This window comes from Ruegeria sp. AD11(2025), assembly GCF_056542405.1.
In genome coordinates, this window is record NZ_JBQFZU010000009.1 from 13,758 (window position 1) to 35,000 (window position 21,243).

At 58.6% G+C, this 21,243-nt stretch carries 17 protein-coding genes; 5 read left to right on the forward strand and 12 right to left on the reverse strand.

Features of this window, described 5'->3' with window-relative positions:
- Both recN and ACR1XY_RS10700 read left to right on the forward strand, forming a co-directional pair.
- On the forward strand, nt 1-1,650 hold the full coding sequence (gene recN, locus ACR1XY_RS10695; protein WP_480592975.1) for a DNA repair protein RecN: 1,650 nt from the start codon (nt 1-3) through the stop codon (nt 1,648-1,650).
- 100 nt (nt 1,651-1,750) lie between these two features.
- On the forward strand, nt 1,751-3,436 hold the full coding sequence (locus ACR1XY_RS10700; protein ID WP_480592977.1) for a chloride channel protein: 1,686 nt from the start codon (nt 1,751-1,753) through the stop codon (nt 3,434-3,436).
- Here the strand turns inward: ACR1XY_RS10700 and ACR1XY_RS10705 are convergent.
- Nucleotides 3,433-4,797 carry a DUF3179 domain-containing protein gene (locus ACR1XY_RS10705; RefSeq protein ID WP_480592979.1) on the reverse strand — a complete coding sequence of 455 codons (1,365 nt, stop codon included), beginning with the start codon at nt 4,795-4,797 and terminating at the stop codon, nt 3,433-3,435. The two genes, ACR1XY_RS10700 and ACR1XY_RS10705, sit on opposite strands and share 4 nt — an antisense overlap.
- A gap of 248 nt (nt 4,798-5,045) precedes the next feature.
- Here ACR1XY_RS10705 and ACR1XY_RS10710 point away from each other — a divergent pair, with 248 nt between their 5' ends.
- Nucleotides 5,046-6,671: a PQQ-dependent sugar dehydrogenase gene (locus ACR1XY_RS10710; RefSeq protein WP_480592981.1), complete on the forward strand. Its 1,626-nt coding sequence runs from the start codon at nt 5,046-5,048 to the stop codon at nt 6,669-6,671.
- Between the two features lie 109 nt (nt 6,672-6,780).
- On the opposite strand, the gene ACR1XY_RS10715 is transcribed toward ACR1XY_RS10710, so the two are convergent.
- The 6 genes from ACR1XY_RS10715 to ACR1XY_RS10740 form a co-directional block, all read right to left on the reverse strand.
- Nucleotides 6,781-7,122: a DUF427 domain-containing protein gene (locus ACR1XY_RS10715; protein WP_480592983.1), complete on the reverse strand. Its 342-nt coding sequence runs from the start codon at nt 7,120-7,122 to the stop codon at nt 6,781-6,783.
- Nucleotides 7,123-7,181: 59 nt separating this feature from the next.
- Nucleotides 7,182-8,963 carry an aminopeptidase P family protein gene (locus ACR1XY_RS10720; RefSeq protein ID WP_480592985.1) on the reverse strand — a complete coding sequence of 594 codons (1,782 nt, stop codon included), beginning with the start codon at nt 8,961-8,963 and terminating at the stop codon, nt 7,182-7,184.
- 69 nt (nt 8,964-9,032) lie between these two features.
- A complete protein-coding gene (gene cobT, locus ACR1XY_RS10725) occupies nt 9,033-10,910 on the reverse strand; it encodes a cobaltochelatase subunit CobT (protein WP_480592987.1) in 1,878 nt (625 codons plus the stop codon).
- 626 nt (nt 10,911-11,536) lie between these two features.
- The gene (locus tag ACR1XY_RS10730; RefSeq protein ID WP_480592989.1) at nt 11,537-12,241 is read right to left on the reverse strand and encodes a sulfotransferase family 2 domain-containing protein; all 705 of its coding nucleotides are present in this window, start codon (nt 12,239-12,241) and stop codon (nt 11,537-11,539) included.
- Nucleotides 12,242-12,268: 27 nt separating this feature from the next.
- Complete coding sequence (gene cobS / locus ACR1XY_RS10735) at nt 12,269-13,255, reverse strand: cobaltochelatase subunit CobS (protein ID WP_480592991.1); 987 nt, start codon at nt 13,253-13,255, stop codon at nt 12,269-12,271.
- A gap of 146 nt (nt 13,256-13,401) precedes the next feature.
- Nucleotides 13,402-14,019, reverse strand: coding sequence for a methyltransferase family protein (locus ACR1XY_RS10740; protein ID WP_480592993.1), 618 nt, complete (start codon nt 14,017-14,019; stop codon nt 13,402-13,404).
- 221 nt (nt 14,020-14,240) lie between these two features.
- Between ACR1XY_RS10740 and ACR1XY_RS10745 the strand changes: the two genes are divergently transcribed.
- On the forward strand, nt 14,241-15,338 hold the full coding sequence (locus ACR1XY_RS10745) for a hypothetical protein (protein WP_480592995.1): 1,098 nt from the start codon (nt 14,241-14,243) through the stop codon (nt 15,336-15,338).
- A gap of 15 nt (nt 15,339-15,353) precedes the next feature.
- Here the strand turns inward: ACR1XY_RS10745 and ACR1XY_RS10750 are convergent, their stop codons facing one another.
- Complete coding sequence (locus tag ACR1XY_RS10750; RefSeq protein WP_480592997.1) at nt 15,354-15,980, reverse strand: J domain-containing protein; 627 nt, start codon at nt 15,978-15,980, stop codon at nt 15,354-15,356.
- 107 nt (nt 15,981-16,087) lie between these two features.
- Between ACR1XY_RS10750 and ACR1XY_RS10755 the strand changes: the two genes are divergently transcribed.
- Nucleotides 16,088-16,342, forward strand: a complete 255-nt coding sequence (locus ACR1XY_RS10755; protein WP_480592999.1) for a BolA family protein — start codon at nt 16,088-16,090, stop codon at nt 16,340-16,342.
- A gap of 57 nt (nt 16,343-16,399) precedes the next feature.
- Here the strand turns inward: ACR1XY_RS10755 and ACR1XY_RS10760 are convergent, their stop codons facing one another.
- The 4 genes from ACR1XY_RS10760 to ACR1XY_RS10775 all read right to left on the reverse strand — a co-directional run bounded on the left by ACR1XY_RS10760 (nt 16,400) and on the right by ACR1XY_RS10775 (nt 21,146).
- Nucleotides 16,400-17,161, reverse strand: a complete 762-nt coding sequence (locus tag ACR1XY_RS10760; protein ID WP_480593001.1) for a hypothetical protein — start codon at nt 17,159-17,161, stop codon at nt 16,400-16,402.
- Between the two features lie 593 nt (nt 17,162-17,754).
- On the reverse strand, nt 17,755-18,162 hold the full coding sequence (locus tag ACR1XY_RS10765) for a DUF4177 domain-containing protein (RefSeq protein WP_480593003.1): 408 nt from the start codon (nt 18,160-18,162) through the stop codon (nt 17,755-17,757).
- 142 nt (nt 18,163-18,304) lie between these two features.
- Nucleotides 18,305-19,816, reverse strand: coding sequence for an Asp-tRNA(Asn)/Glu-tRNA(Gln) amidotransferase subunit GatB (gene gatB, locus ACR1XY_RS10770; RefSeq protein ID WP_480593005.1), 1,512 nt, complete (start codon nt 19,814-19,816; stop codon nt 18,305-18,307).
- A 70-nt stretch (nt 19,817-19,886) separates the two neighbouring features.
- The gene (locus tag ACR1XY_RS10775) at nt 19,887-21,146 is read right to left on the reverse strand and encodes a hypothetical protein (protein WP_480593008.1); all 1,260 of its coding nucleotides are present in this window, start codon (nt 21,144-21,146) and stop codon (nt 19,887-19,889) included.
- Nucleotides 21,147-21,243 lie beyond the last annotated feature (97 nt).

Sequence of the window (21,243 nt, forward strand, 5' to 3'; positions counted from 1 at the left end):
ATGCTGCGCGCCCTTGATATCCGCGATATGCTGATCATCGACCGGCTGGAACTGACGTTTCAGTCGGGTTTAAACGCTTTGACCGGGGAAACCGGTGCGGGCAAGTCGATCCTGCTGGATTCGCTGGGTTTCGTGTTGGGCTGGCGTGGGCGGGCCGAACTTGTCCGTCAGGGGGCGGCTCAGGGCGAAGTTGTTGCCGAATTTGAACTCGGCCCAGATCACCCTGCCCATGCGGTTCTGGCCGAAGCTGGCTTCCCCGGAGGCGAGGAGCTGATCCTGCGCCGCATCAACACCGCCGAAGGTCGCAAGACCGCTTGGGTCAATGACCGGCGTTGTTCCGGTGAGGTGCTGCGGGCGCTGTCCGAGACTTTGATCGAACTGCATGGTCAGCATGATGATCGCGGGTTGCTGAACCCGCGCGGGCACCGTGCCATGCTGGATGATTATGCCGGGGCGGGGGATCATCTGACGGCTGTACGTGTCGCGTGGACCGAAATGTCCGGCATGCGAAAAGCTCTGGCAAAGACCGAGGCGACCCTCGCCGCCATGCGCGCCGAAGAGGAATTCTTACGGCACGCGGTCGCCGAACTGGACAAGCTGGATCCGCAGCCGGGTGAGGATGCCGAACTGGACGCACGTCGCCGGATGATGCAGGGGGCTGTACGTATTCGCGACGACGTGGCTCGTGCTTTTGATCTGCTGGGCGGAGACGGCGCCGAAGGGTCCATGTCCGACGCTGTTCGTTGGTTGGAAGGTGTGTCGGACAATGCGGGCGGGCAGCTTGAGGAGCCCATCGCCGCGCTTGGCCGTGCCCTGATCGAATTGGGTGAGGCGCAGGATGGCGTGAATGCCTGCCTTCAGGCGCTGGATTTCAACCCGGCAGAGCTTGAGGCCGCCGAAGAGCGCCTGTTCGCCATCCGCGCGCTGGCGCGCAAGCATAATGTGACCCCGGACGATCTGGGGGCATTTGCTGATACGCTGCGTGACCGGCTGAACCGTTTGGACGCGGGCGATGCCGATCTGGCCGAACAGCGGGCCGCGGTCGAGGGCGCTCAGGTCGCCTATGACAACGCCGCCGCGGTGCTCAGCGCCACGCGGCAGCAGGCTGCCGGACAGCTGGATGCTGCGGTGATGGCCGAACTTGCACCGCTGAAAATGGAACGCGCGGTGTTTCAGACCGAAATCACTGTCGCTGATCCTGGCCCTGAAGGCACAGATGCGGTGGCATTTACCGTCGCCACCAACCCCGGTGCACCGTCCGGGCCGCTGAACAAGATCGCCTCGGGAGGCGAACTCAGCCGTTTCCTGTTGGCGCTCAAGGTCTGTCTGACGGGTGACGACAGCGCACGCACCATGATCTTTGACGAAATTGACCGAGGCGTCGGCGGGGCGACGGCCGACGCGGTGGGACGGCGTTTGGCGTCGCTGGCGCAAGGGGGGCAGGTGCTGGTGGTGACACACTCGCCGCAGGTGGCCGCACGTGCGGCGCATCATTGGCGGGTGCAAAAACAGGTCATGGACGGGCAGACTCTGTCCACAGTCATCCCGCTGGCCGATCCCGACCGCGTGGATGAGATCGCCCGCATGGTGGCCGGAGACACCATCACCGACGAGGCCCGCGCCGCAGCCCGTGCCTTGCTGGATGCCTGAGAAATTTCTGCCGCTTTCCGGTTCTCAAACCGTCGCGATCCCACTTTTATAAGGGCGCCCCGTAGCTTAGTAAGGGATAAGACTTGATCCCCGAGGGCCAATGACCCAATCGACCCGAACCGTCTTGCGCAACCAGCTCAATCAGGCTCTGGCCGCGATGAAGGATGCTTGGCGCGTTATGCGGCGGCGCGGACCCAGCCAGATTCAGTTCTGGTTCATAGCGCTGGCCATCGGGGTCGCCGCCGGGTTCATGGCGCTGGGGTTTCGCAAGGCGATCCGAGCGCTGCAGGCCTATGTCTATGATACCGAGGACATCCTGCTGCTGCACAGCCATGCCGAGAAACTGCCATGGTTTCTGATCCTGATCACCCCCATTGTCGGCGGGCTGATCGTGGGGCTGATCCTGCACAAGTTCACCGATGACGGGCGGGTGCGCTCGGTTGCGGACGTTATCGAGGGCGCTGCGCTGACAAATGGCCGGGTTGAGGGTAAGGCGGGGATCGCGTCCTTCCTTGCCTCGCTGATCACACTCAGCACCGGCGGTTCGTCCGGGCGAGAGGGGCCGGTGGTGCACATGGCCGGGGTGATCTCGACCTGGGTAAGCGACCGAATCCACGCCGATGGAATCACCGGGCGTGATCTGCTTGGCTGCGCTGTGGCGGCGGCGGTTTCGGCCAGCTTCAATTCGCCCATCGCAGGCGCTTTGTTCGCGCTTGAGGTGGTGCTGCGCCACTTTGCCGTGCACGCCTTTGCGCCCATCGTTATCGCCTCGGTTGCAGGTACAGTGATCAACCGGCTGGAATATGGCGACGTAACTGAATTCGTTCTGGATACCCCCGGGTCATTGCAGTTTTATGTGGAGCTACCCGCTTTCCTGATCCTCGGCCTCATCTGCGGGCTGGTTTCCTTACTGCTGATGCGGTCGATCTTCTTTGCCGAGGATATCGGCACCCATATCCAAAACCGCCTGTCCTTACCGCGTTGGCTGCGGCCAGCGGTATCTGGGGCAATGCTGGGCCTTCTGGCGATTTGGTTCCCACATATCATAGGCGTCGGGTACGAGACGACGATCCGCGCCTTGGCGGGCGATCTGACTCTGACTGTCGCAATCCTGTTTGCGGTAATCAAGACAATCGCTTTGGCGATCACCATGGGTGGGCGAATGGGAGGTGGGGTTTTCTCGCCCTCGCTGATGATCGGGGCGCTGACCGGGCTGGCCTTTGGCCTCATCGCCACGGGGCTGCTGCCAGATGTATCCGGGACCCATACGCTCTATGCTTTTGCCGGAATGGGGGCCGTGGCCGCCGCCGTGTTGGGCGCACCGATTTCCACCACCATGATCGTCTTTGAGCTGACCGGTGATTGGCAGATCGGTCTCGCCGTGATGGTCTCGGTTTCGATGTCCACGGCGCTGGCCTCGCGCCTTGTGGATCGGTCTTTTTTTCTGACCCAGCTGGAACGCCGCGACGTGCATTTGGCCGCAGGACCGCAGGCCTACCTGCTGGCGATGCTGCGCGCCGGGGCGGTGATGCGGCCTATCGGAGATGCGAAGTCAATCACCAGGGACGAGGCGCTGGAACTGATCGAGCAGGGCCTTTGCGTGCAGGCCAGCGCTACGTTGGAGGCGGCGATGCCCTTTTTCGATCGCGACGAGATCCCCTGCATTCCGGTTGTGACCTTGGAGGAAGATGGCAGCGAAAGCCCTGTGGGTGCGCTCTATCACATCGATGCGCTCAAGGCCTATAACCGAGCGCTGGCGGCGACTGCCGCCGAAGAACACTCCTAGTCGCGATACACCGTCGACACATCGCCAAGATAGTTGTCCCAGGCGAACCAGTACGAGATATGACCCGCGACCCGCAGCAATCGGGTGCCGTCCGGCCCGATCAGGGCCTCTTCGGTCAGAAGCCATTTCCGGCCGGTCTGATCCACCAGCCCGCCGTCCGAGGCTTTGAACTGGTGTGATTTCCTCTCATAGGCGCGAACGGTGCGCTTGTCAGCATTACCGATCAGAACCAGAGGGTGTTTGGCAATCGCGTCATTGATCACCCGGGTTCTGCTGAACGCCTCCAGCGGCCAGGCTCGCGCCGCACCGAACTGGCGGATGGCAAAGACGTAGTCCTTTTGCCGATGCGAGGATTGATCGACCAGCGCGGGGAACATCAACTCGGGCGAGGCGAAATACTCACGATACACCACCCCCGAGCCATAGTTGCGCCGATGCCCGGTGTTCAACGAAAGAACGCGAGTGCCGGGATGCGAGGCCTTCCAGCTTTCCCACGTGGTAATCACCACTGGGCGCTGTTTCAGTTCGATCCCGCTGTCGACCAGCGGACCCACGACGGGCTTGCCGGTATACTGGTTCCACAGCGAATGCGTCTCACGGTCAAACATCAGCTTGTTCGAGCGATACAGGAACCCCGACGAACCGAAGATCAATGGCTTTCGCCGCCCCGAAACCTGCGTTTCGAACAGAATGCCCGAGCCGCACAATGTGCAATAGGCTAGCGCGACAGGCACGCCGCCGATCACCTCATTGAACATTTCGTGCCAGCCCATGATGCGCAGCGGGTAGGCGCGCTCATCTCCGTTGATTGAGATCCCAAAAACCAGATCGTCATCTTTCAGGTAATTGGCCTGCGCGGCTTGTATCAGCGTCGGGTTGTCCAGCGACGGGATACCATCCTTGCTCACGCCTCCCCAGGCGATCTCTTCCAACCGGATTTTCATCTTGTCCCGCTGCAGGTATTCGGGGCGCAGGAAATCGTCGAAGTTCTGGTCGATCCCCAGCAAAACTTCACGCTTGAACGGGATCAATGACGGGTGGGGGACAAGCTGCGGGTTCCGTTCCTGCCACAACATCCAGACGAACCAGTCGGCGCCGATACTTTCCCCGGTCAGGGTTTGTATGACCTTGGCGATCTCGGCGCTGCGCCGTCGGCCATAGCGCATTCCGGTCAGCAGGGCGGGAACTACGTCCGGGTCGCCGCGCTGCACCAGAAAGGCCATGCCCTGCTTGAATTCTGCGTTGCTGCCGTAAAGCGTGGTCCTGACGGCCTCTAGCACAGGATCCTGTTGCGCCCAAAGTGCGTTGGGCAGCGCGACTGCCCCCAACAGTCCAGCAAAACGGCGGCGAGTGATCGACATGGCATCCTCCGGTGGTGAGCACGCGTATTCTGCACGGTCTACCGCTCACATGCACTCAACAGCCGCGTGAACTCGTAAGCTCATTCGCGGTACCTGCCAGTTGCCAAAAGGACCCGTGAACCACATTTGCCGATCTCGGCCGTTGGAAACGGCTAGCCGGGTTGATACTGCCAGGAAATCCAGTTTCTATGTGCTCCAGCAGTACTTTCTCGCACGTCGGCCAACGAAAAACAACATGAGGTCAGGGAATGAATTTTGTAAAACGGGTTTTGACTAGCCCAATCGTCATGGTGGCCTTGGCTGTTGCGGTTGTTTTGCTGGTCCTTGAGATTGAAGAATTGCGCAAAAGCCATGGTGGCGTGGCGCATACCGCGCCAGTCTGGGCCGACGATCAGACCATGCAGGTTGAGACCATTTTCACCGCGCTGAACATGCGCGCGCTGGACGTCCCGGTAGAACGCGCCGGAGGCGGCGGTGCCCTGGCCAGCCTGGGCAACGATCTGCTTTTGATGACGCATGAGGGCGGGTTCTTCGAAGTAAGCGGGGATGAGGCCAGCAAATTGGACATTGCCCCCCCACCCAACGGGTGGAAGGCCATGCTGGATTTCGAGGCCGCGAATCCAAGCTACAACTTCGCCCACTTTTTCTTTCGCTATAACGATGTTGACGTTGTCGATGGTGTTCTACTCGTTTCGTTTACCGAATGGGTCGAAGGACAAAACTGCTACCGAACTTCGATCGCACGGGCGGATTTGAACGGTACTGCTGCTGCGGATCTATCGATCGGAGCAGATGACTGGAGCCTTGTATTTTCAACAGAGCCCTGCCTTGCGCCAAGCCCGAACGGCCGCGCCATTCAGGGGCACATGGCCGGGGGACGTTTTCGTGTTGACGAAACCGGAACGCTTTATCTGGCGGCCGGTGACTATGCTCAGGATGGGATATATGCGCCCGTGCCACTGTCTCAAGACCCCGAGCAGATGTATGGCAAAGTGATCGCAATCGATCTGGAAACCGGCGAAAACCATATTGTTAGCCAGGGTCATTCGAACATGCAGGGCATTGCCTTTGATGCCGAGGGCAAGTTGTGGGCGGTTGAACATGGTCGGCGCGGTGGAGATGAGCTGAACCTCATTCGTGAAGGCAATGACTACGGCTGGCCGCAGGTCTCGTTGGGGACGCGATATAACCGGTTGCCGCTGCCCGACACGCTGGATTACGGGCGCCACCCTGAATTCGAACTACCGGCTTATTCCTGGTTGCCATCCGTCGCTGTCAGCTCGCTGGCACCCATTGAGAATTTTCATCCCGCATGGGACGGCGATCTAATCGCTGGCTCACTGGCTGGCAACAGCCTTTTCCGTATCCGCACGAAAGGCGATAGCATCCTGTTTGATGAGCGCATCCCGCTGGGTTTTCGTATTCGGTATGTCCATCAACACGGTGACGCGATTGTTCTGTGGACGGATCAGAAAAAGGTGCTGCACCTTACTGTCGGCGAGTTTGATCCCAGCTATCAGTTTGCCGTTTCGAAAATCGGAAACCTCGATCTGTCCAAACACAAGGCCGAGGCTGTCGAAACCGCGTTGGAAGGCTGCGCTGAATGCCACGGTTTCGGTGTGCTGCCCAGTGCCAGCGCCCCGTCTCTGGGTGAGGTTTACGGACGCAAGGTCGCAGGCCTGGCGGATTTCGACTACTCGCAATCGCTGTCTGCAGTGGGCGGAGAGTGGGACCGGAGTCAGCTTGTAGCCTTCCTTAGCGATCCGCAATCCGTGGCTGGGGAGACTTCCATGCCGAACCCTGCCTTGGATGATCCCGAAGTGATCGACGCGATCGTGGACATTCTGATCTCCTTGCGTCGACAGGCAGAGTGAGAAAGACCGGGACCAACATCCAGAAACAAAAAAAGCACTGGCTTGCGGGCCAGTGCTTTTTTAAGAATTGACCGATCTGACCCCAAAATTCCCGGAGGGGCGGGATGATCTAGATTTGCTCAACCTTTACAGACTCGACCGGATAAAAGGCCACATAGTCCTTGATTTCGGCCATGGTAGGCGACGGATTCTCAAAGCTCCAGGCCGCGTTCTCGGTCACCGAGGATTTGTTGACGATCGAAAAATGCGTCGCGTCGCCTTTATGCGGGCAATGCGTGACCTTGTCGGTCACGTCCAGAAACGCCATCGCGATGTCCGAACGGGGGAAATAGATCACCGGAGTCAGGTCCCCTTCCGACAATTCCAGAGCGCCGGTGCTTTCACCCAGTACGGCGCCGCCCGAACGTACACTCCATTTGCCCGGTAGTTTGCGGATTGTGATCTCAACCATTCCAATTTCCTCGTCTTTCTTGGGCCACTCCTCTGCCCGGTATATGTAACAGTCCGGTGTCAGACCGGCGCGGTTGCGGCATCCAACCACACTTGGGCGTCGTCGCCCAGCCTTGGCCGGATCTTTTCCGCAACGTCGCGGTGATACGCATTCAGCCAGTCGCGCTCTGCCGTTGTCAGCATGTCGATCACAATCAACCGCCGGTCGATTGGCACATAGGTCAGCGTGCGCCAGTTTAGCATTGCGCGTTCATCGTCACCGCCGGGCAGGGCCGGAGCCTCTTGCACGACGACAAGGTTTTCGATGCGGATGCCAAACGCACCTTCGCGGTAGTATCCCGGCTCATTCGACAGGATCATGCCCGGTTGCAGCGGCACATGGCTGACCTTTGACAGGCGTTGCGGACCTTCGTGAACGCTCAGGTATGCACCGACCCCATGCCCGACTCCGTGGTTGAAATCCTGTCCTGCAGCCCAAAGCGGTGTGCGGGCGATGCATTCGATATCGCGCCCGGCCAGTCCGACGGGCCAGCGCAGCATGGACAGGTTAATCATGCCCTTTAACACGCGGGTGAAGCAGGACTTTTCCTCGTCACCGACCTTGCCAATCGCAATTGTGCGGGTGATGTCTGTCGTGCCGTCCAGATATTGTCCGCCGCTATCGAGCACCAGAATGTGCCCGTCCTCAAGGCGGCTGTCGGTCTCTTCGGTCACGCGGTAATGCATGATCGCGCCATTTGGTCCGGTGCCTGCAATCGTATCGAATGAAATATCCTGCAGCGCGTTGTCCTTGCGGCGGTTTTCCTCAAGCCGGGTGACCACCTGCGTTTCGGTCAGTGTGCCGGGCGCTTGTGCGTCCATCCAGCACAGAGTTTCGATCACGGCCACCGCGTCGCGCAGATGCGCCTCGGCGCTGCCCGCGATTTCGGCGGCATTCTTGCGGGCCTTGGGCAGGGCGCAGGGATCGCCGCCATCGAGCATTCGGCCCTTCAACACGTCCGCAACCGCCTGAGGCAAAGTACTCAGATCGACCTGAACCTTGCCTTCCAGCGCTTCGACGGCTGCCAGAAACGTGTCCGGTGCGTGGACCCGAACTTGATTACCCATAGCGACCGTCAGTTTTTCTTCGGTCATGAACAGGTCTACCATCCTGTTGGCGTGCAAAATGGCAAAACCATGCGCCACCGGGTTATATCCGATATCCGAGCCGCGAATGTTCAGCAGCCACATGATCGAATCCGGCAATGTGATTGTGGCCGCGGTGCAGTCGGCTTCGCGCAACGCCTCGGCCAGACGAGCGATCTTGTTGTCCGCTGATTCCCCGGCAAATTCGATCGGATGCGCCTTGACCGGATTTATCGGCGGTGCGGGCTGGTTTGCCCACACCCGGTCCACCAGATTGTCACAGCGCAGCAGTTCAATCCCGGTGCCTTCCAGCTCTTTCTGGACGCTGTCGATCTGACCTGCAGCGTGGAGCCAGGGATCAAAGCCCACCTTGCCGCCGTTCGGAAGTTGCTCTTTCAGCCATGCGCTCAGGCTGACTTCGGGCCAAGGTACGGGTGTATACTCCGACGCGACCTGAACCTTCACCTGCGTCCGATAACGGCCATCCACGAACACCCCTGCTATGTCCGCCAAAACGGCGCAAAATCCTGCCGATCCGGTGAACCCAGTCAGCCAGGCCAACCGTTCATCCCGCGGCGCCACGTATTCGCCTTGATGCGCATCCGAACGTGGGATCAGGAACCCGTCCAACCCTTCGCGCACGATTTCCTTGCGCAGCGCAGCCAACCGTGGCGGCCCCTGTTCCGGACGCGCGGTGACTTCAAAGGACTGAATCATTTCCTACCTCTCCCAAATCGGGCCGACCCCCTTTTTTGGAAATTACTGCCGCCGGAGGCAAGACCAGCCCTAGCTGGCCTTCTTCATTCCCATCACCCGGGCCCGTGCCCGCGGGTCGCTGTCGAACAGCGCTGCCAATTGCTCGGTCATTGCACCCGCCAGTTGCTCCACATCCGTGATCGTCACCGCTCGATCATAGTAGCGGGTCACGTCGTGGCCGATCCCGATGGCCAGAAGTTCCACCACCTTGCGTTTTTCGACCATGGCGATCACATCGCGCAGGTGTTTTTCCAGATAGTTCGCGGGGTTGACGCTGAGCGTTGAATCATCAACCGGCGCACCATCGGAAATCACCATCAGGATTTTGCGCTGCTCGCGCCTGGCCGACATTCGGCGATGTGCCCATTCGAGCGCCTCGCCGTCGATGTTTTCTTTCAGCAAGCCCTCTTTCATCATCAAACCGAGATTGGGCCGCGCCCGCCGCCACGGCGCATCGGCGCCCTTGTAGATGATGTGCCGCAGATCATTCAGACGCCCCGGCTGTTGCGGGCGACCATCGTTCAGCCATGCTTCACGCGCTTGACCGCCTTTCCATGCACGGGTGGTAAAGCCCAGAATTTCTACCTTCACGTTGCAGCGCTCCAGCGTCCGCGCGAGAACGTCGGCACAGATCGCAGCGATCGAAATCGGACGTCCGCGCATCGAACCCGAGTTGTCCAGCAACAGCGTCACCACCGTATCGCGGAACTCGGTGTCCTTCTCGACCTTGAAGCTCAGCGGCGTGGTCGGGTTCGCCACTACGCGTGCCAAACGGCCTGCATCCAGAATGCCTTCTTCGCGGTCGAACTCCCAGCTGCGGTTCTGTTGCGCCTGCAGGCGGCGCTGCAACTTGTTGGCCAGTCGGCTGACCGCGCCCTTAAGCGGCTCCAACTGTTGATCCAGATAGGCGCGCAGCCGTTCCAATTCGGCCGGCTCGGCCAGATCCTCGGCGGCGATTTCCTCGTCATAGGTGTTCAGGTACACCTTGTAATCTGGATCGGCCTCGGATGCGGGCGGCGGGGCAGGTGGCTCCAGCGGAGCCTCACCTTCGGGCATCTCCGCCTCATCGCCCATCTCATCCTCGGCCATTTCATCCATCGAGACCTGAGCCTGAGACTGGTCCTGCTGTTCTTCCTGCGTCTGCTCAGGGGTCGCGTCGGCGTCCTGTTCGTCCTGATCGTCCTGCCCGGTACTGTCGGGATCGGGTTGCTCCTCGGCGTTGTCCTCGGCCTGATCTTCCTGTTCGTCGTCCAGTTCATCCGGATCATCGCCCAGCTGGTCACCATAGCCCAGATCTTTGATCATCTGGCGAGCGAACTTGGCAAATTCGGCCTGATCCGAGAGGATATCATCAAGGTTTTCCAGCGTCCCGCCAGCCTGTTCCTCGATGAACCCGCGCCACAGGTTCATGATATTTTCGGCCGCCGGTGGCAGGTCGCGCCCGGTGGCCAGATGGCGGATCAAATAACCTGCTGCGACAGCCAGAGGCGCATCCGCAGGCTGTTTGCATTGGTCATAGCCGCGACGCAGTGCCTCGTGCCCGATCTTGACGTCGATATTGCTGGCCGTGCCGGGCATGTCCCGCGCACCCATCGCTTCGCATCGGGCAACCTCCATCGCTTCATAGAGGTCTCGCGCCATATCGCCCGGAGGTGCATAGCGCGCATGGGTCGCGTCATCGTGATACCGTCGCTGTAACGCCAAGGCATCCGCTGTCCCGCGCGCCAGTAAAACTTCTTCGCGTGTCATCCGGCGGCTGACCTGCGGCAGGCGCATCGATTCACCCGCCAGTCCCGAAGGATCGACCGTGTAAGAGACGTTCAGTTCCGGGTCGTCTGCCATCACCTTGGTGGCTTCGGCCAAGGCTTTCTTGAACGGATCGGCGGGGTTGTCGTTGGGTTTGCTCATCGGTGGCAGGTCCGGACTTGTTCTGTTCGGGCAACCTAGAGCCATTCCGGGGGCTTGGCCATAGGGCCAAGCCCGTTTTCCCATGAAACCAGAGCGGTGTTCACAGCAAAACCTTGCGGCATTCGGAAACTCGACGCGCAGGCTATCGTTCCACCCTTGCGGCAGCCCGGTCGTCAATGCTGTAGTCCATGTCGGCCAGCAGATAGGCCACCTCGACCCAGCACCGCACGGGCCAGCGCCGGGACAGATTTGCCTCAACCCCTCCGGACAGGCGCCGGGGGGGGAGGGGGAATTGTGTCCGGCAAAAGGTCGAATTTCCGCTGCGGATCGGTAACCGACGCGGCCTGTTCGTTCATCTGGGTGCATTGGCGTGTGGCCGGTGCCTCGGGCTTTCCGGACCAGATGGCAACCAACGCGACGCGATTTGATGTCCCGGCGGGAAGCGCCTGCGACGGCATTGCAATAGTCAGTGCCACGGCAGAGGCAACTAAAACTACTATGAAAATGACATGCTTCGAATGTCTAACGTGCAATGTTTGTATACAGAAACGCTTGCGTGTAATAACTCAGCCGGTTGTGAGAACACCACATAAAAGGGGTGCCGCGCCGAACAGTCGCGTTTGCGCCTATGCGTACAGGTTGAACCACCTTGAAACGCTGTCCAGCACGCCTTTCAGGCCAGTCGCAGGAAAGAATTCCTGATCTTTGCGGTGGTGCGAATCCAGAACGGTTTCCGCCAAACGGTCCATTTGACCGGCATTCAGTGCAATCGGATTGTTGACGGCGCTCGAATTCACCTTATCGGCAGGAATGTCGGATAGATCGAACCCATTTTTCCGCCCGAACCTTTTCAGCCCACTTTGCAGATTTGCAAAATTCAGCAGCGAAACACGTGCTCCGGAGGTGTGCAAGGCACTGGTATTGAGCATCAGGCGCGCCGGGATATTCTGGGTGTCGAGCAGATCCGAGATGGAATGATTGGACGACACAAGCGCTTCAAATTCCCGCAAATCGATAGGTTCGTTGCGGGCGTCGAGACCAAAGCCGCCGTCCTCCTGTTCGCGCATCCAGCGGTGGGGAGAATAATACAGTGAGATCATCCGCTCTACCGGAGGCCGGGCAAAGGCATAAGCAGTATAGCCTGAAAAGGCCGGGCCGATCAGGTCACTGTACTCTGCCAGTGTTTGGTGCTTGGACTTGGTCGCCTCGCCATTCAGTTCAAATCGGTCTGTGCCGTCCTGATGCCCACTGGTGACGATCGCGTCGTCGGAAAACCGAAGGAAGCACCGCGTAAAGAAGTTTCCCCCGGTTTTCGGGACGTGAATGAACACGCATTTTTGCTCGGCAAAATGCACGTCTTAGCCCAGGCTTGCGCTTGCGGCACTTTCGGGCAGCTCTTCGTCAAAGCAGCGCTGATAGAACTCGGCAACAGTCTGGCGTTCCAACTCGTCGCATTTGTTCAGGAAGGACAGGCGGAAGGCGTAACCTATGTCGCGGAAAATCTCGGCGTTCTGCGCCCAGTTGATCACGGTTCGAGGGCTCATCACCGTGGACAGGTCGCCGTTCATGAAGGCGGTCCGAGTCAGGTCAGCGACGGTGACCATCTGGCTGACGGTCTTGCGACCCTTCTCGGTGTTATAGTGTGGCGCCTTGGACAGAACGATCATCGTCTCTGCATCGTGGCTGAGATAGTTCAGCGTCGATACCAGCGACCAGCGGTCCATCTGTGCCTGGTTGATCTGTTGCGTGCCGTGATAGAGCCCGGTCGTATCGCCCAGACCCACGGTGTTTGCGGTGGCAAATAGGCGGAAGTTCGGGTTCGGTGTGATAATCTCATTCTGGTCCAGCAGGGTCAGCTTGCCGTCATGCTCCAACACGCGTTGGATCACGAACATCACGTCTGCACGGCCTGCGTCATATTCGTCGAACACGATGGCGACGGGGTTGCGCAGCGCCCAGGGCAAGATGCCTTCGTGGAATTCGGTGACCTGCTTGCCGTCGCGCAGCTTGATGGCGTCCTTACCGATCAGGTCGATCCGGCTGATATGGCTATCCAGGTTCACGCGCACGGCAGGCCAGTTCAGACGGGCAGCGACCTGTTCGATATGGGTCGATTTGCCGGTGCCGTGGTAGCCCTGAATCATCACCCGGCGGTTATGAGTAAAGCCTGCCAGAATCGCCAGCGTGGTCTCGGGGTCGAACTTGTAGGTATGGTCGATCACCGGCACCCGATCGCTGCGCTCGGCAAAGCCCTTAACCGCCATGTTGCTGTCAATGCCAAACACCTCACGGACCGAGATATCCTCGGTGGGTTTTGCGTTGATATCAATCGATCCGTCAGCCATGCGCGTCGTCCTTATCCTTTGGCCCGTATTGCCGGGTTTGAACCCGTGTGTGGTGCAACATATTGCGAGCAAGGGCAAGGGAAAGCCGTGCGTGCCGCGGCTTCGGCAAATCTTTCTTTGAAACTGGCCTTATCCGCGCGCTTTGATCAATCGAGAATCGCGTCCCGCACCCGGATCAGGCTGCGCTCATCGACAAAACGCGGCGTGGATTGCATGTAGTCCTGGAACGCCTGCCCATAGCCCTGCAGCAGCCAGCGTTCCTCGTTCAGGACGAACAGGAAATAGATCACGAACAGCGCAGCCGCCAGCGCCAGAGTCACCCACGATCCGCTGGAGATGCCCAGCCCCACCGTAGTCAGCACCGAGGTCACATATTGCGGGTTGCGCGAATAGGCATACATCCCGCCGGTCACCAACCCGTCGCAGTCGCAGTAGGTGTTGTCGAGGCCCAGAAAGCGATATCCCCACAGCGTGATCCCGAAAGACAGCAACATCACCGGAACACCGATCACGTACCGCAGCCAGTGACCCCAGCCATTCATCCAGACCTCGGACATGGCGAAAGCAATGGTGGCTCCGCAGAACAGCCGGAACAGACCAAAGGCCATGTGATGCCGCCAGCGGCTGGCGCTGGGCCACAGACCCAGATGCGGTAGACGCAGGTTCAGGGCGAGGTATCCGCTAAGTAGTAGGGCCGGAGTGATGGCAACCAACAGAGCATTCGCATGTACGAGGGAAATGAATTGTTTTATATCGCGTTCCATTGGGGAAAGATCACAAGTTGGATGTGGGCAAAAGAGCCCACTCATGGAACATGGCGAAACGGGGATTTGTAACAGTTTAAGGATGGGTCCTCGCCTCAGACAAGACCTGCCTGAATTGTTTGAGAAATGCCGTACAGTCAATCAATATGCGCTCGCAGACCAATTCTTCCGGCGCTAAACTGACCGGGCGGATCTGACTATTAGTTGCGAGAATTAGAGTATTGAAACAGTTGTCGACCGATCAGGAAAAGTTTGAAAACCTGCAATACCTGTCCGTCCTTGTTCAAACCCGCTCCGACTCCGACCGGGAGTTCCGGCGAGCCGCTGGAAATCTCGGCAGCGATCTGGAGTATCTGGCAAATACTCTGGACGCCGAGCCACAGGATTGGCGGCTTAACAGAGCGTTTCACATCGTTCATGTGCCCAGTTTTGTGGCGATCATGTTGATGCTGCAAGAAATTGACCAGATGGACACCGTCTCTGACGAAGAAAAGCACCAGATTCTTACTTCAATCCACAGGTCCGCGCAGCTTGCGAAAGTGGCTCGCGATCGCGTCGAACGTACCAAGCTGACCGCAGCAAGAGTTGAATTGGAGGTGCTTTCGGAATATGCACTGCCACCCACTCAGCCGTACGAAAAGGCGTCTCGTTTCGTGCGGGCCTTAGACAGTATAGCTGCAGCTTCAGAAAGCGCGTGGATTAATGCTAAGTCGAGGTCAAACGCGATACCCGATGTAATGGGCGGTCTGCAAAACGGTGTATCCGGCACGCTGACCCGCGCGGCATCAGCGTCGGCACTGATTGGGAACCTACGCAAATCCATAGCGGGAACGCTGTCTGATACCATATCGGCTCCGATTTCCATGCGTTTGAATGCCGGTGGGCAGGCGTTGAAACACGGGTTAGGTGCGGGGGTCGGCCTGGGTGTGGTCGTCGGTGTGCTGTGCCCACCGCTACTGCCGATTACGGCCGGTGGGGCAGTTCTGGCCGCCATGCGCGCATGGCGAAAGGAAATGGATGCTGCTTACGCTTTGAACGAAGCCGAGCGTGGTGCCCGCATTGCAGAATTGCAGGCGGAAAGGACCGAAGCACTGCGCCAGTTAACTCACGGTGCTTCCGCGTTGCAGATGGAAACCGAAGAACTGAGCATGACGCTGGACGTCGAAACCGGCGATGCTGACGCTGTTATCCTGAAGGGCGAGTATTCCGGGCGCACTTGGTCCAGCCTGTCTCTGGCGGAAAAGGCAGATACCGGTTTTGCGGTGCTGGAAGGTACGGCAAGTCTTCTACGGATCATTGAGATCGCTGAAAAAGACTAACCCACTAAGGCAGACTTACTTGAAATTCCGGCTGTCCTTGATCTGATCCCAGGCCCAGACGACCTCCTGCAGCTGTTCTTCCTGCGACCGGTCACCACCGTTCATGTCAGGGTGCAGCACCTTGATCAGCTTCTTGTAAGCCTTGCGCACCTCGGCCTTGGTCCAGCTGTCCTTGGCCTCAAGGATCTCGATCGCGCGGCGCTCGGTTGGGGGCAGACGACGGCCACCACCGCCCGCGGTACGGCCAGGATTCTTGGTGGCGTTTGCACCTAGTACCTGATGCGGGTCCTCGATGCCCAGACGTGCCCAGGCGCGCGCCTCGGGATCGCCCATGGGCTTGGTCTCACGCTCCCACACCTTGTCCTTGGATCGCTGCGCGTTCAGCTCGGCTTCGGTGGTGCCGTCGAAGAAATTCCATTTCTGGTTATACTCGCGCACGTGCTGCTGGCAGAACCAATAGAAATCATCCAGGACATCCGGCGCTTTGGGCGCGCGAAACTTGCCCGCCTCATTACAGTCGGGATGGTCGCAGATGCGCACCGAGGTCTCAGACGCGCCCGACATCCCCCGACGCCCGCGCGGGTTCTTTTTCTTGGCGCTGGAAACGGACATATCGAATCCGAAAGGGTCTGATTTCGTCATGCTGTGATCCTTAAGAACGCATCTTCTCGACTCGGAGGCAGCAGTTTAATCTAAGCAGCCGAAAGTAGAAGAGGGGGGCGGTAAAATTTTTACCGCTGAGCGAAAAAATGACTGTGACTGACGAAATCCGAACTCGCCTGCAGGCGGCCTTTGATCCGCATGAGCTTGAAGTCATCGACGACAGCGAAAGCCACCGCGGTCACGCGGGTTATCAGGATGGTGGTGAAAGCCATTTCAACGTCCGTATCCGCTCCAGCGCTTTCGAGGGACAATCGCGTGTCGTTAGCCATCGCGCAGTCCACAAGGCGCTGGGCGATATCGTGCCGCGCATCCATGCGCTGGCGCTGGATATCGGGGTCTGAACGGCCAATCGGCCTAGCTACCTGCAGGCTTGCCCGGGATCAAATCCAGGGTCGGGTTCAAAGGCGGTCAGCAATGCTTTGGTTCTTAGGGTGAACATCTTTGCCGCAAATCGGGAAAAATATGCGGCACCGGCGTTTCTCGCACGCAAACGTGTCCGTATCGCCACGTGGTGGTTGATCCAGCGGAGGGATGTAATTTGGCACCCCTCTGCTTTCCCGCAGGCCTCGGTCCAGTCGTCTGAAAGAAAATCCTGAATGGTATTGGTTTTCTTGAACGGCGGGCATGGGAAGGTTTTGGTGATCCTGCAATCGCTGTTCACGTTTTTTTTGTCGTTCGAACTCTGGCTGTGGTTCAAAATAGAACACCAGCTCATTCACGCCTTCGACGATCTGCGCATCTGAAGTGCTTTGCCAATCGGCTTCTGGTGTTTTTGACCACGAGCGTACGTCGATTACCGAAATGCTTTTCGCGTCGCGCTGCCGTATATCTACCTTCTCGCCGAAAAGGCGAAAGTTCCGCGTCGCGACGTCGAGGTTCTCCGCAGCCCAGATGTCTGCTTTCTGCTCGGTTGTTGCAACAACGCTTGCATGAGCCGCCGAGGCATTCTGCATAGCGATACCGGGATGGCCCTTCGCTTTTTCTAGGCTTCGCAAGATGTACTCTATGTGTTGCACGTTCCCGATCCGGGTCCGCATCTCTCCGAGATAAAGCGCTCCGGCCAGATCATCCGCGACTTCCGGGATTTGAAACGAGGCTGGCGTCCAGACGAGGTTGGCGGTCAATCCCCACCTGTTTTGCAAAGGAAGTGTATTTGCCAACAAATCGCCTATCGAAACGGTCTCTTCCGAATCTGTCTTTGTAGACACAGAGTTTTCGGGTTCGGGATGAATCGTTATGTCGATGCCCGCAGCCTCAAGTTCCTCAAGTGTTTCTGCAAACCTCTGCGCAAAGTCCGCGGTTGCTGTTCACGCAGCACTTATGAACTCCGGGTTTGAAATGCTGTATATCGCGCCCAGAATCATCAATCCGGATCGGGCAGCATCGCGCTGTTCTTTGTCAGGTAATTGAAAATTCAGTGTCGTAGTCAGACTGGATTGACCGTTGAGGCAGGTCCAGGAGTACTCGGGCAATGTAAGCCAGTCAGGGTTTGCATTGACAAATTCTTCGTCGCTGCATTCAACCTGATCGGGTCTGTTGATAATGCGGTGCAACCATTGCCAGACCGTCGCGCGATTTTCCTGCAGTTTGGTTGTGCTTTCAGACCATTCAGCTTCAAGGCATTGCAAGTCTGTGACGGGGTTGGCGACGGCTGCGTGCGCCATCAAGGTGAACGTCAACAGTGACGTTGAAAAGAAAAGGACAGATCTCACGATAACTAATAAATTCTTGTAAAATGAGGTTTGAGAAACGGCTAGGGCGTGTTTTCGTCTTTGGGCGGTTCTGTCACCTTTTCAGTCCCTTTCAAAGAGAGAGGAGGCTCTTTTACTTCTTCCGAAATGGGGGCCAGGGCCTGAACTGTCTGGGGGCCGGGAATGGGCTTTGCCTGTGCGATGCTCTCATCCATCCGCGCCGAAACATGATCAGTTTCGATCTCACGCCGGAACACCAAAACATTACGCCAGTTCACTGTCGAACTTGTCAGGCCCGCGCGTTCCTCACTGGGCAGCAACTCGGCACGCTGATACTCCCAACCATCTTGGCCCATCTGGTTCAACACTTGTTCAACTGAAGCGGCAAACCGGCCCTCTGCGGTTTTCTGGCCCTTGGCCTTGATGCCTTTTTGAGGGGCGGGGACAACTTTGTATTCGTAGCGCTGCATCGGATCTTCCTGGTGGTCGGTTCCCGGCAATCTAACATGCTGGAGATTTTGGGAAAGTCATCTTCACGCGGAAACAGGCGGAAAAGAAAAACGGCGGGGTTTTGAGCAAACCCCGCCGTCGGTATTTCGTACCCTAATCGGTTTACGAACCCAGCTTTTGGCTGACCAGTTCGTTGACCGCCTTTGGGTTGGCCTTGCCGCCGGTGGCTTTCATCACCTGACCGACGAACCAGCCGGCCAGTTTCGGGTTTACTTTGGCCTTTTCGACCTGCGCAGGGTTGGCGGCGATAATCTCATCCAATGCAGCCTCGATTGCGCCGGTGTCGGTCACCTGCTTCATACCGCGCTCTTCGACGATCTGCGCTGGGTCACCGCCTTCGGTATAAACGATTTCGAACAGGTCCTTGGCGATCTTGCCCGAGATGGCATCCGAGGAAATCAGGTCGATGATCCCGCCCAACTGTGCCGGAGACACGGGTGAGTCGGTGATGTCGTGGTCTTCTTTTTTCAGACGACCAAACAGTTCGTTGATCACCCAGTTCGCAGCCAGCTTGCCGCTGCGCCCCTTGGCAACTTCTTCGAAATAAGCAGCCGATTCCACTTCGGCGGTTAGAACCGATGCGTCATAGTCGGTCAGCCCGAATTCACTGATAAACCGTGCCTTTTTGTCGTCGGGAAGTTCCGGGAGCTTGGCGGCAATGTCGTCGACCCATGCCTGTTCAATCTCCAGCGGCAGCAGGTCGGGGTCGGGGAAATAGCGATAGTCGTGCGCCTCTTCCTTCGACCGCATTGAGCGAGTCTCACCCTTGTCCGGGTCGTACAGGCGGGTTTCCTGATCGACCTTGCCTCCGGCTTCGACAATGGCAATCTGGCGGCGGGCTTCAACCTCGATCGCCTGTTGGATGAAGCGCATGGAGTTCATGTTCTTGATCTCGCAGCGGGTGCCCAGATGCGAAAAGTCCTGCGTTTCCTGGTACTTTTCGTACGCGCCCGGCAAACAGATCGAGACATTCACGTCCGCCCGCAGGTTGCCGTTTTGCATGTTGCCGTCGCAGGTGCCCAGATAGCGCATAATCTGACGCAGTTTGACAATATATGCAGCCGCTTCTTCGGGGCCGCGAATATCCGGGCGCGAGACGATCTCCATCAGGCAGACACCCGTCCGGTTCAGGTCGACAAAGGACATATGCGGGTCCATGTCGTGGATCGATTTACCTGCGTCCTGCTCCATGTGGATGCGCTCGATCCGCACCATACGTGCAGTGCCATCCCCCATCTCAACCAGCACTTCACCTTCGCCCACGATGGGGTGGTAGAGCTGCGAGATCTGATAGCCCTGCGGGAGGTCAGGGTAGAAATAGTTCTTGCGGTCAAAGGCAGATTTCAGGTTGATATCCGCTTTCAAACCCAGGCCGGTACGAACCGCCTGTTCAACGCAGAACTCGTTGATAACCGGCAGCATGCCCGGCATCGCGGCGTCCACAAAGGCCACGTTCGAGTTCGGCTCGGCTCCGAATTGAGTCGATGCGCCCGAGAACAGTTTGGCATTGGATGAGACCTGAGCGTGCACCTCCATCCCGATCACCAGTTCCCAATCGTGCCTGGCCCCGGCGATGGTTTTGGGTTTGGGCATTTCGTATGTCAGGTCGAGCATGGCGCGCCTCATTTCCGCAGAAGTCTAAGCCTGCGTATTAGGCCCGGTGCGGTCTAGGGGCAAGGGGGAATCAGTTCTCAGACAGGCGCAGGCCCGATGGTGTGAACGTCACATCCATGCCGCTTCGCAACTCGTCGCGGAACAGATCGCCGATGGCGCGCAAGGCTTGGCGTTGACCGCGTGCCGCAAACCGTTCGGCCGAGTTGATGCGAACTGAATTGTTGAAACCGCTCGCAGCATGCGCCCAGATCAGCGGGTGCAATTCGGTCATGTGGTCGCGGATCAGCCAGTTTGCGGCGTCGTGAATTTGCGAACGCACCAGATCGGCCTGTTCGTTCAGGCCCAACCCGTTCTGAATCGTGGTGGCGCAATAGGCCGACAGCATGTTGACTGTCTGCTGATCCGGACGGCGGTGCAGAATGTCATTCAAACCTTCCAGAAAGTACTCGACATCCAGGCGTGCGCAGGCCTCTTCATCCAAGGCGATGGCGTCAAACTGGACCCAGGTATAACCGCCGGCCCCCCAGACGTCGCGGGTGCGGGCCGCATTACGAAGTGCCTGAACCTCAAGCTCTTCGTAGCTGCCGAACCAGCGCGGCAGAAGATGGGTGCCCATTGCCCGCATATGACGCTGGTTATTCGGATCCAGCGTGATCAGACGTTCGTATTCTTCCGCCACGCGAAGGTCGGTTTTCCGCTGACCGGCCAGCAGGGCGCAACGGGCTGCGGCAACCACTGGGCTGTCCGGCGCGGCCGCGCGGCATTTCGGCAATAGCGCTGCGGCCCGGTCGAAATGCGCCGCACAGCGCGACCGGTGCAGCGGAGGCAACGTGGCATCCGTTGCAGTCCCGCGCCACGCCCAAGCCAAGTCAATATGCGTTAGCGCGACCACAAGTGCGATCATCGGATCTTCGGGATGCGCGCGCATTTCGTCTTCCAGCTCGGAGATGCCGCCAAGAAGGTCATATTCGGACAGAGCGGCGCCGTCAGACAGGGCGTGTTCCACCGCCAGAACAACGTCGGAGCGGGCGCCAAAGGCCAGCAAATCCGCAATGGGCATCCCGTCGGGTGCCGTTTTGCGGGTTTCGTCTGCAGCGCGTATTTGTCGGGACAACTCGGCCCAGCGGTCCTGTCTGGCCAGCTTGCGCCCAAGTCTAATGGTTTCATGGCCTATCAGGTCCCCAGCACAGGTCCGTGCCAGCGGAATGTTCAATTGCCCTTTGTCCGGCAGACCAGCTGCCACGGCGCAATCCGCTGCGCGCATGTCCTGCGTGAACTGACGGGAAGGTAAAGAAGAACGGGCCTTACGTGCCCTTAGAAACCGAAACATGGCAAAACTCGAAACCGAAACAAACAGGTAAGCTGACTAGGGATTTTGACTGAAATTCACCTCAAATTCAAGCTTTTTGCAGGATGTGAGGGGCAGT

What these genes read in the sequence shown, in the direction of transcription:
- recN (WP_480592975.1), top strand. Translation starts at nt 1, where the DNA reads ATGCTGCGCGCCCTTGATATCCGCGATATGCTGATCATCGACCGGCTG.
- ACR1XY_RS10700 (WP_480592977.1), top strand. Translation starts at nt 1,751, where the DNA reads ATGACCCAATCGACCCGAACCGTCTTGCGCAACCAGCTCAATCAGGCT.
- ACR1XY_RS10705 (WP_480592979.1), bottom strand. Translation starts at nt 4,797, where the DNA reads ATGTCGATCACTCGCCGCCGTTTTGCTGGACTGTTGGGGGCAGTCGCG.
- ACR1XY_RS10710 (WP_480592981.1), top strand. Translation starts at nt 5,046, where the DNA reads ATGAATTTTGTAAAACGGGTTTTGACTAGCCCAATCGTCATGGTGGCC.
- ACR1XY_RS10715 (WP_480592983.1), bottom strand. Translation starts at nt 7,122, where the DNA reads ATGGTTGAGATCACAATCCGCAAACTACCGGGCAAATGGAGTGTACGT.
- ACR1XY_RS10720 (WP_480592985.1), bottom strand. Translation starts at nt 8,963, where the DNA reads ATGATTCAGTCCTTTGAAGTCACCGCGCGTCCGGAACAGGGGCCGCCA.
- cobT (WP_480592987.1), bottom strand. Translation starts at nt 10,910, where the DNA reads ATGAGCAAACCCAACGACAACCCCGCCGATCCGTTCAAGAAAGCCTTG.
- cobS (WP_480592991.1), bottom strand. Translation starts at nt 13,255, where the DNA reads ATGGCTGACGGATCGATTGATATCAACGCAAAACCCACCGAGGATATC.
- ACR1XY_RS10740 (WP_480592993.1), bottom strand. Translation starts at nt 14,019, where the DNA reads ATGGAACGCGATATAAAACAATTCATTTCCCTCGTACATGCGAATGCT.
- ACR1XY_RS10750 (WP_480592997.1), bottom strand. Translation starts at nt 15,980, where the DNA reads ATGACGAAATCAGACCCTTTCGGATTCGATATGTCCGTTTCCAGCGCC.
- ACR1XY_RS10755 (WP_480592999.1), top strand. Translation starts at nt 16,088, where the DNA reads ATGACTGTGACTGACGAAATCCGAACTCGCCTGCAGGCGGCCTTTGAT.
- ACR1XY_RS10765 (WP_480593003.1), bottom strand. Translation starts at nt 18,162, where the DNA reads ATGCAGCGCTACGAATACAAAGTTGTCCCCGCCCCTCAAAAAGGCATC.
- gatB (WP_480593005.1), bottom strand. Translation starts at nt 19,816, where the DNA reads ATGCTCGACCTGACATACGAAATGCCCAAACCCAAAACCATCGCCGGG.
- ACR1XY_RS10775 (WP_480593008.1), bottom strand. Translation starts at nt 21,146, where the DNA reads ATGTTTCGGTTTCTAAGGGCACGTAAGGCCCGTTCTTCTTTACCTTCC.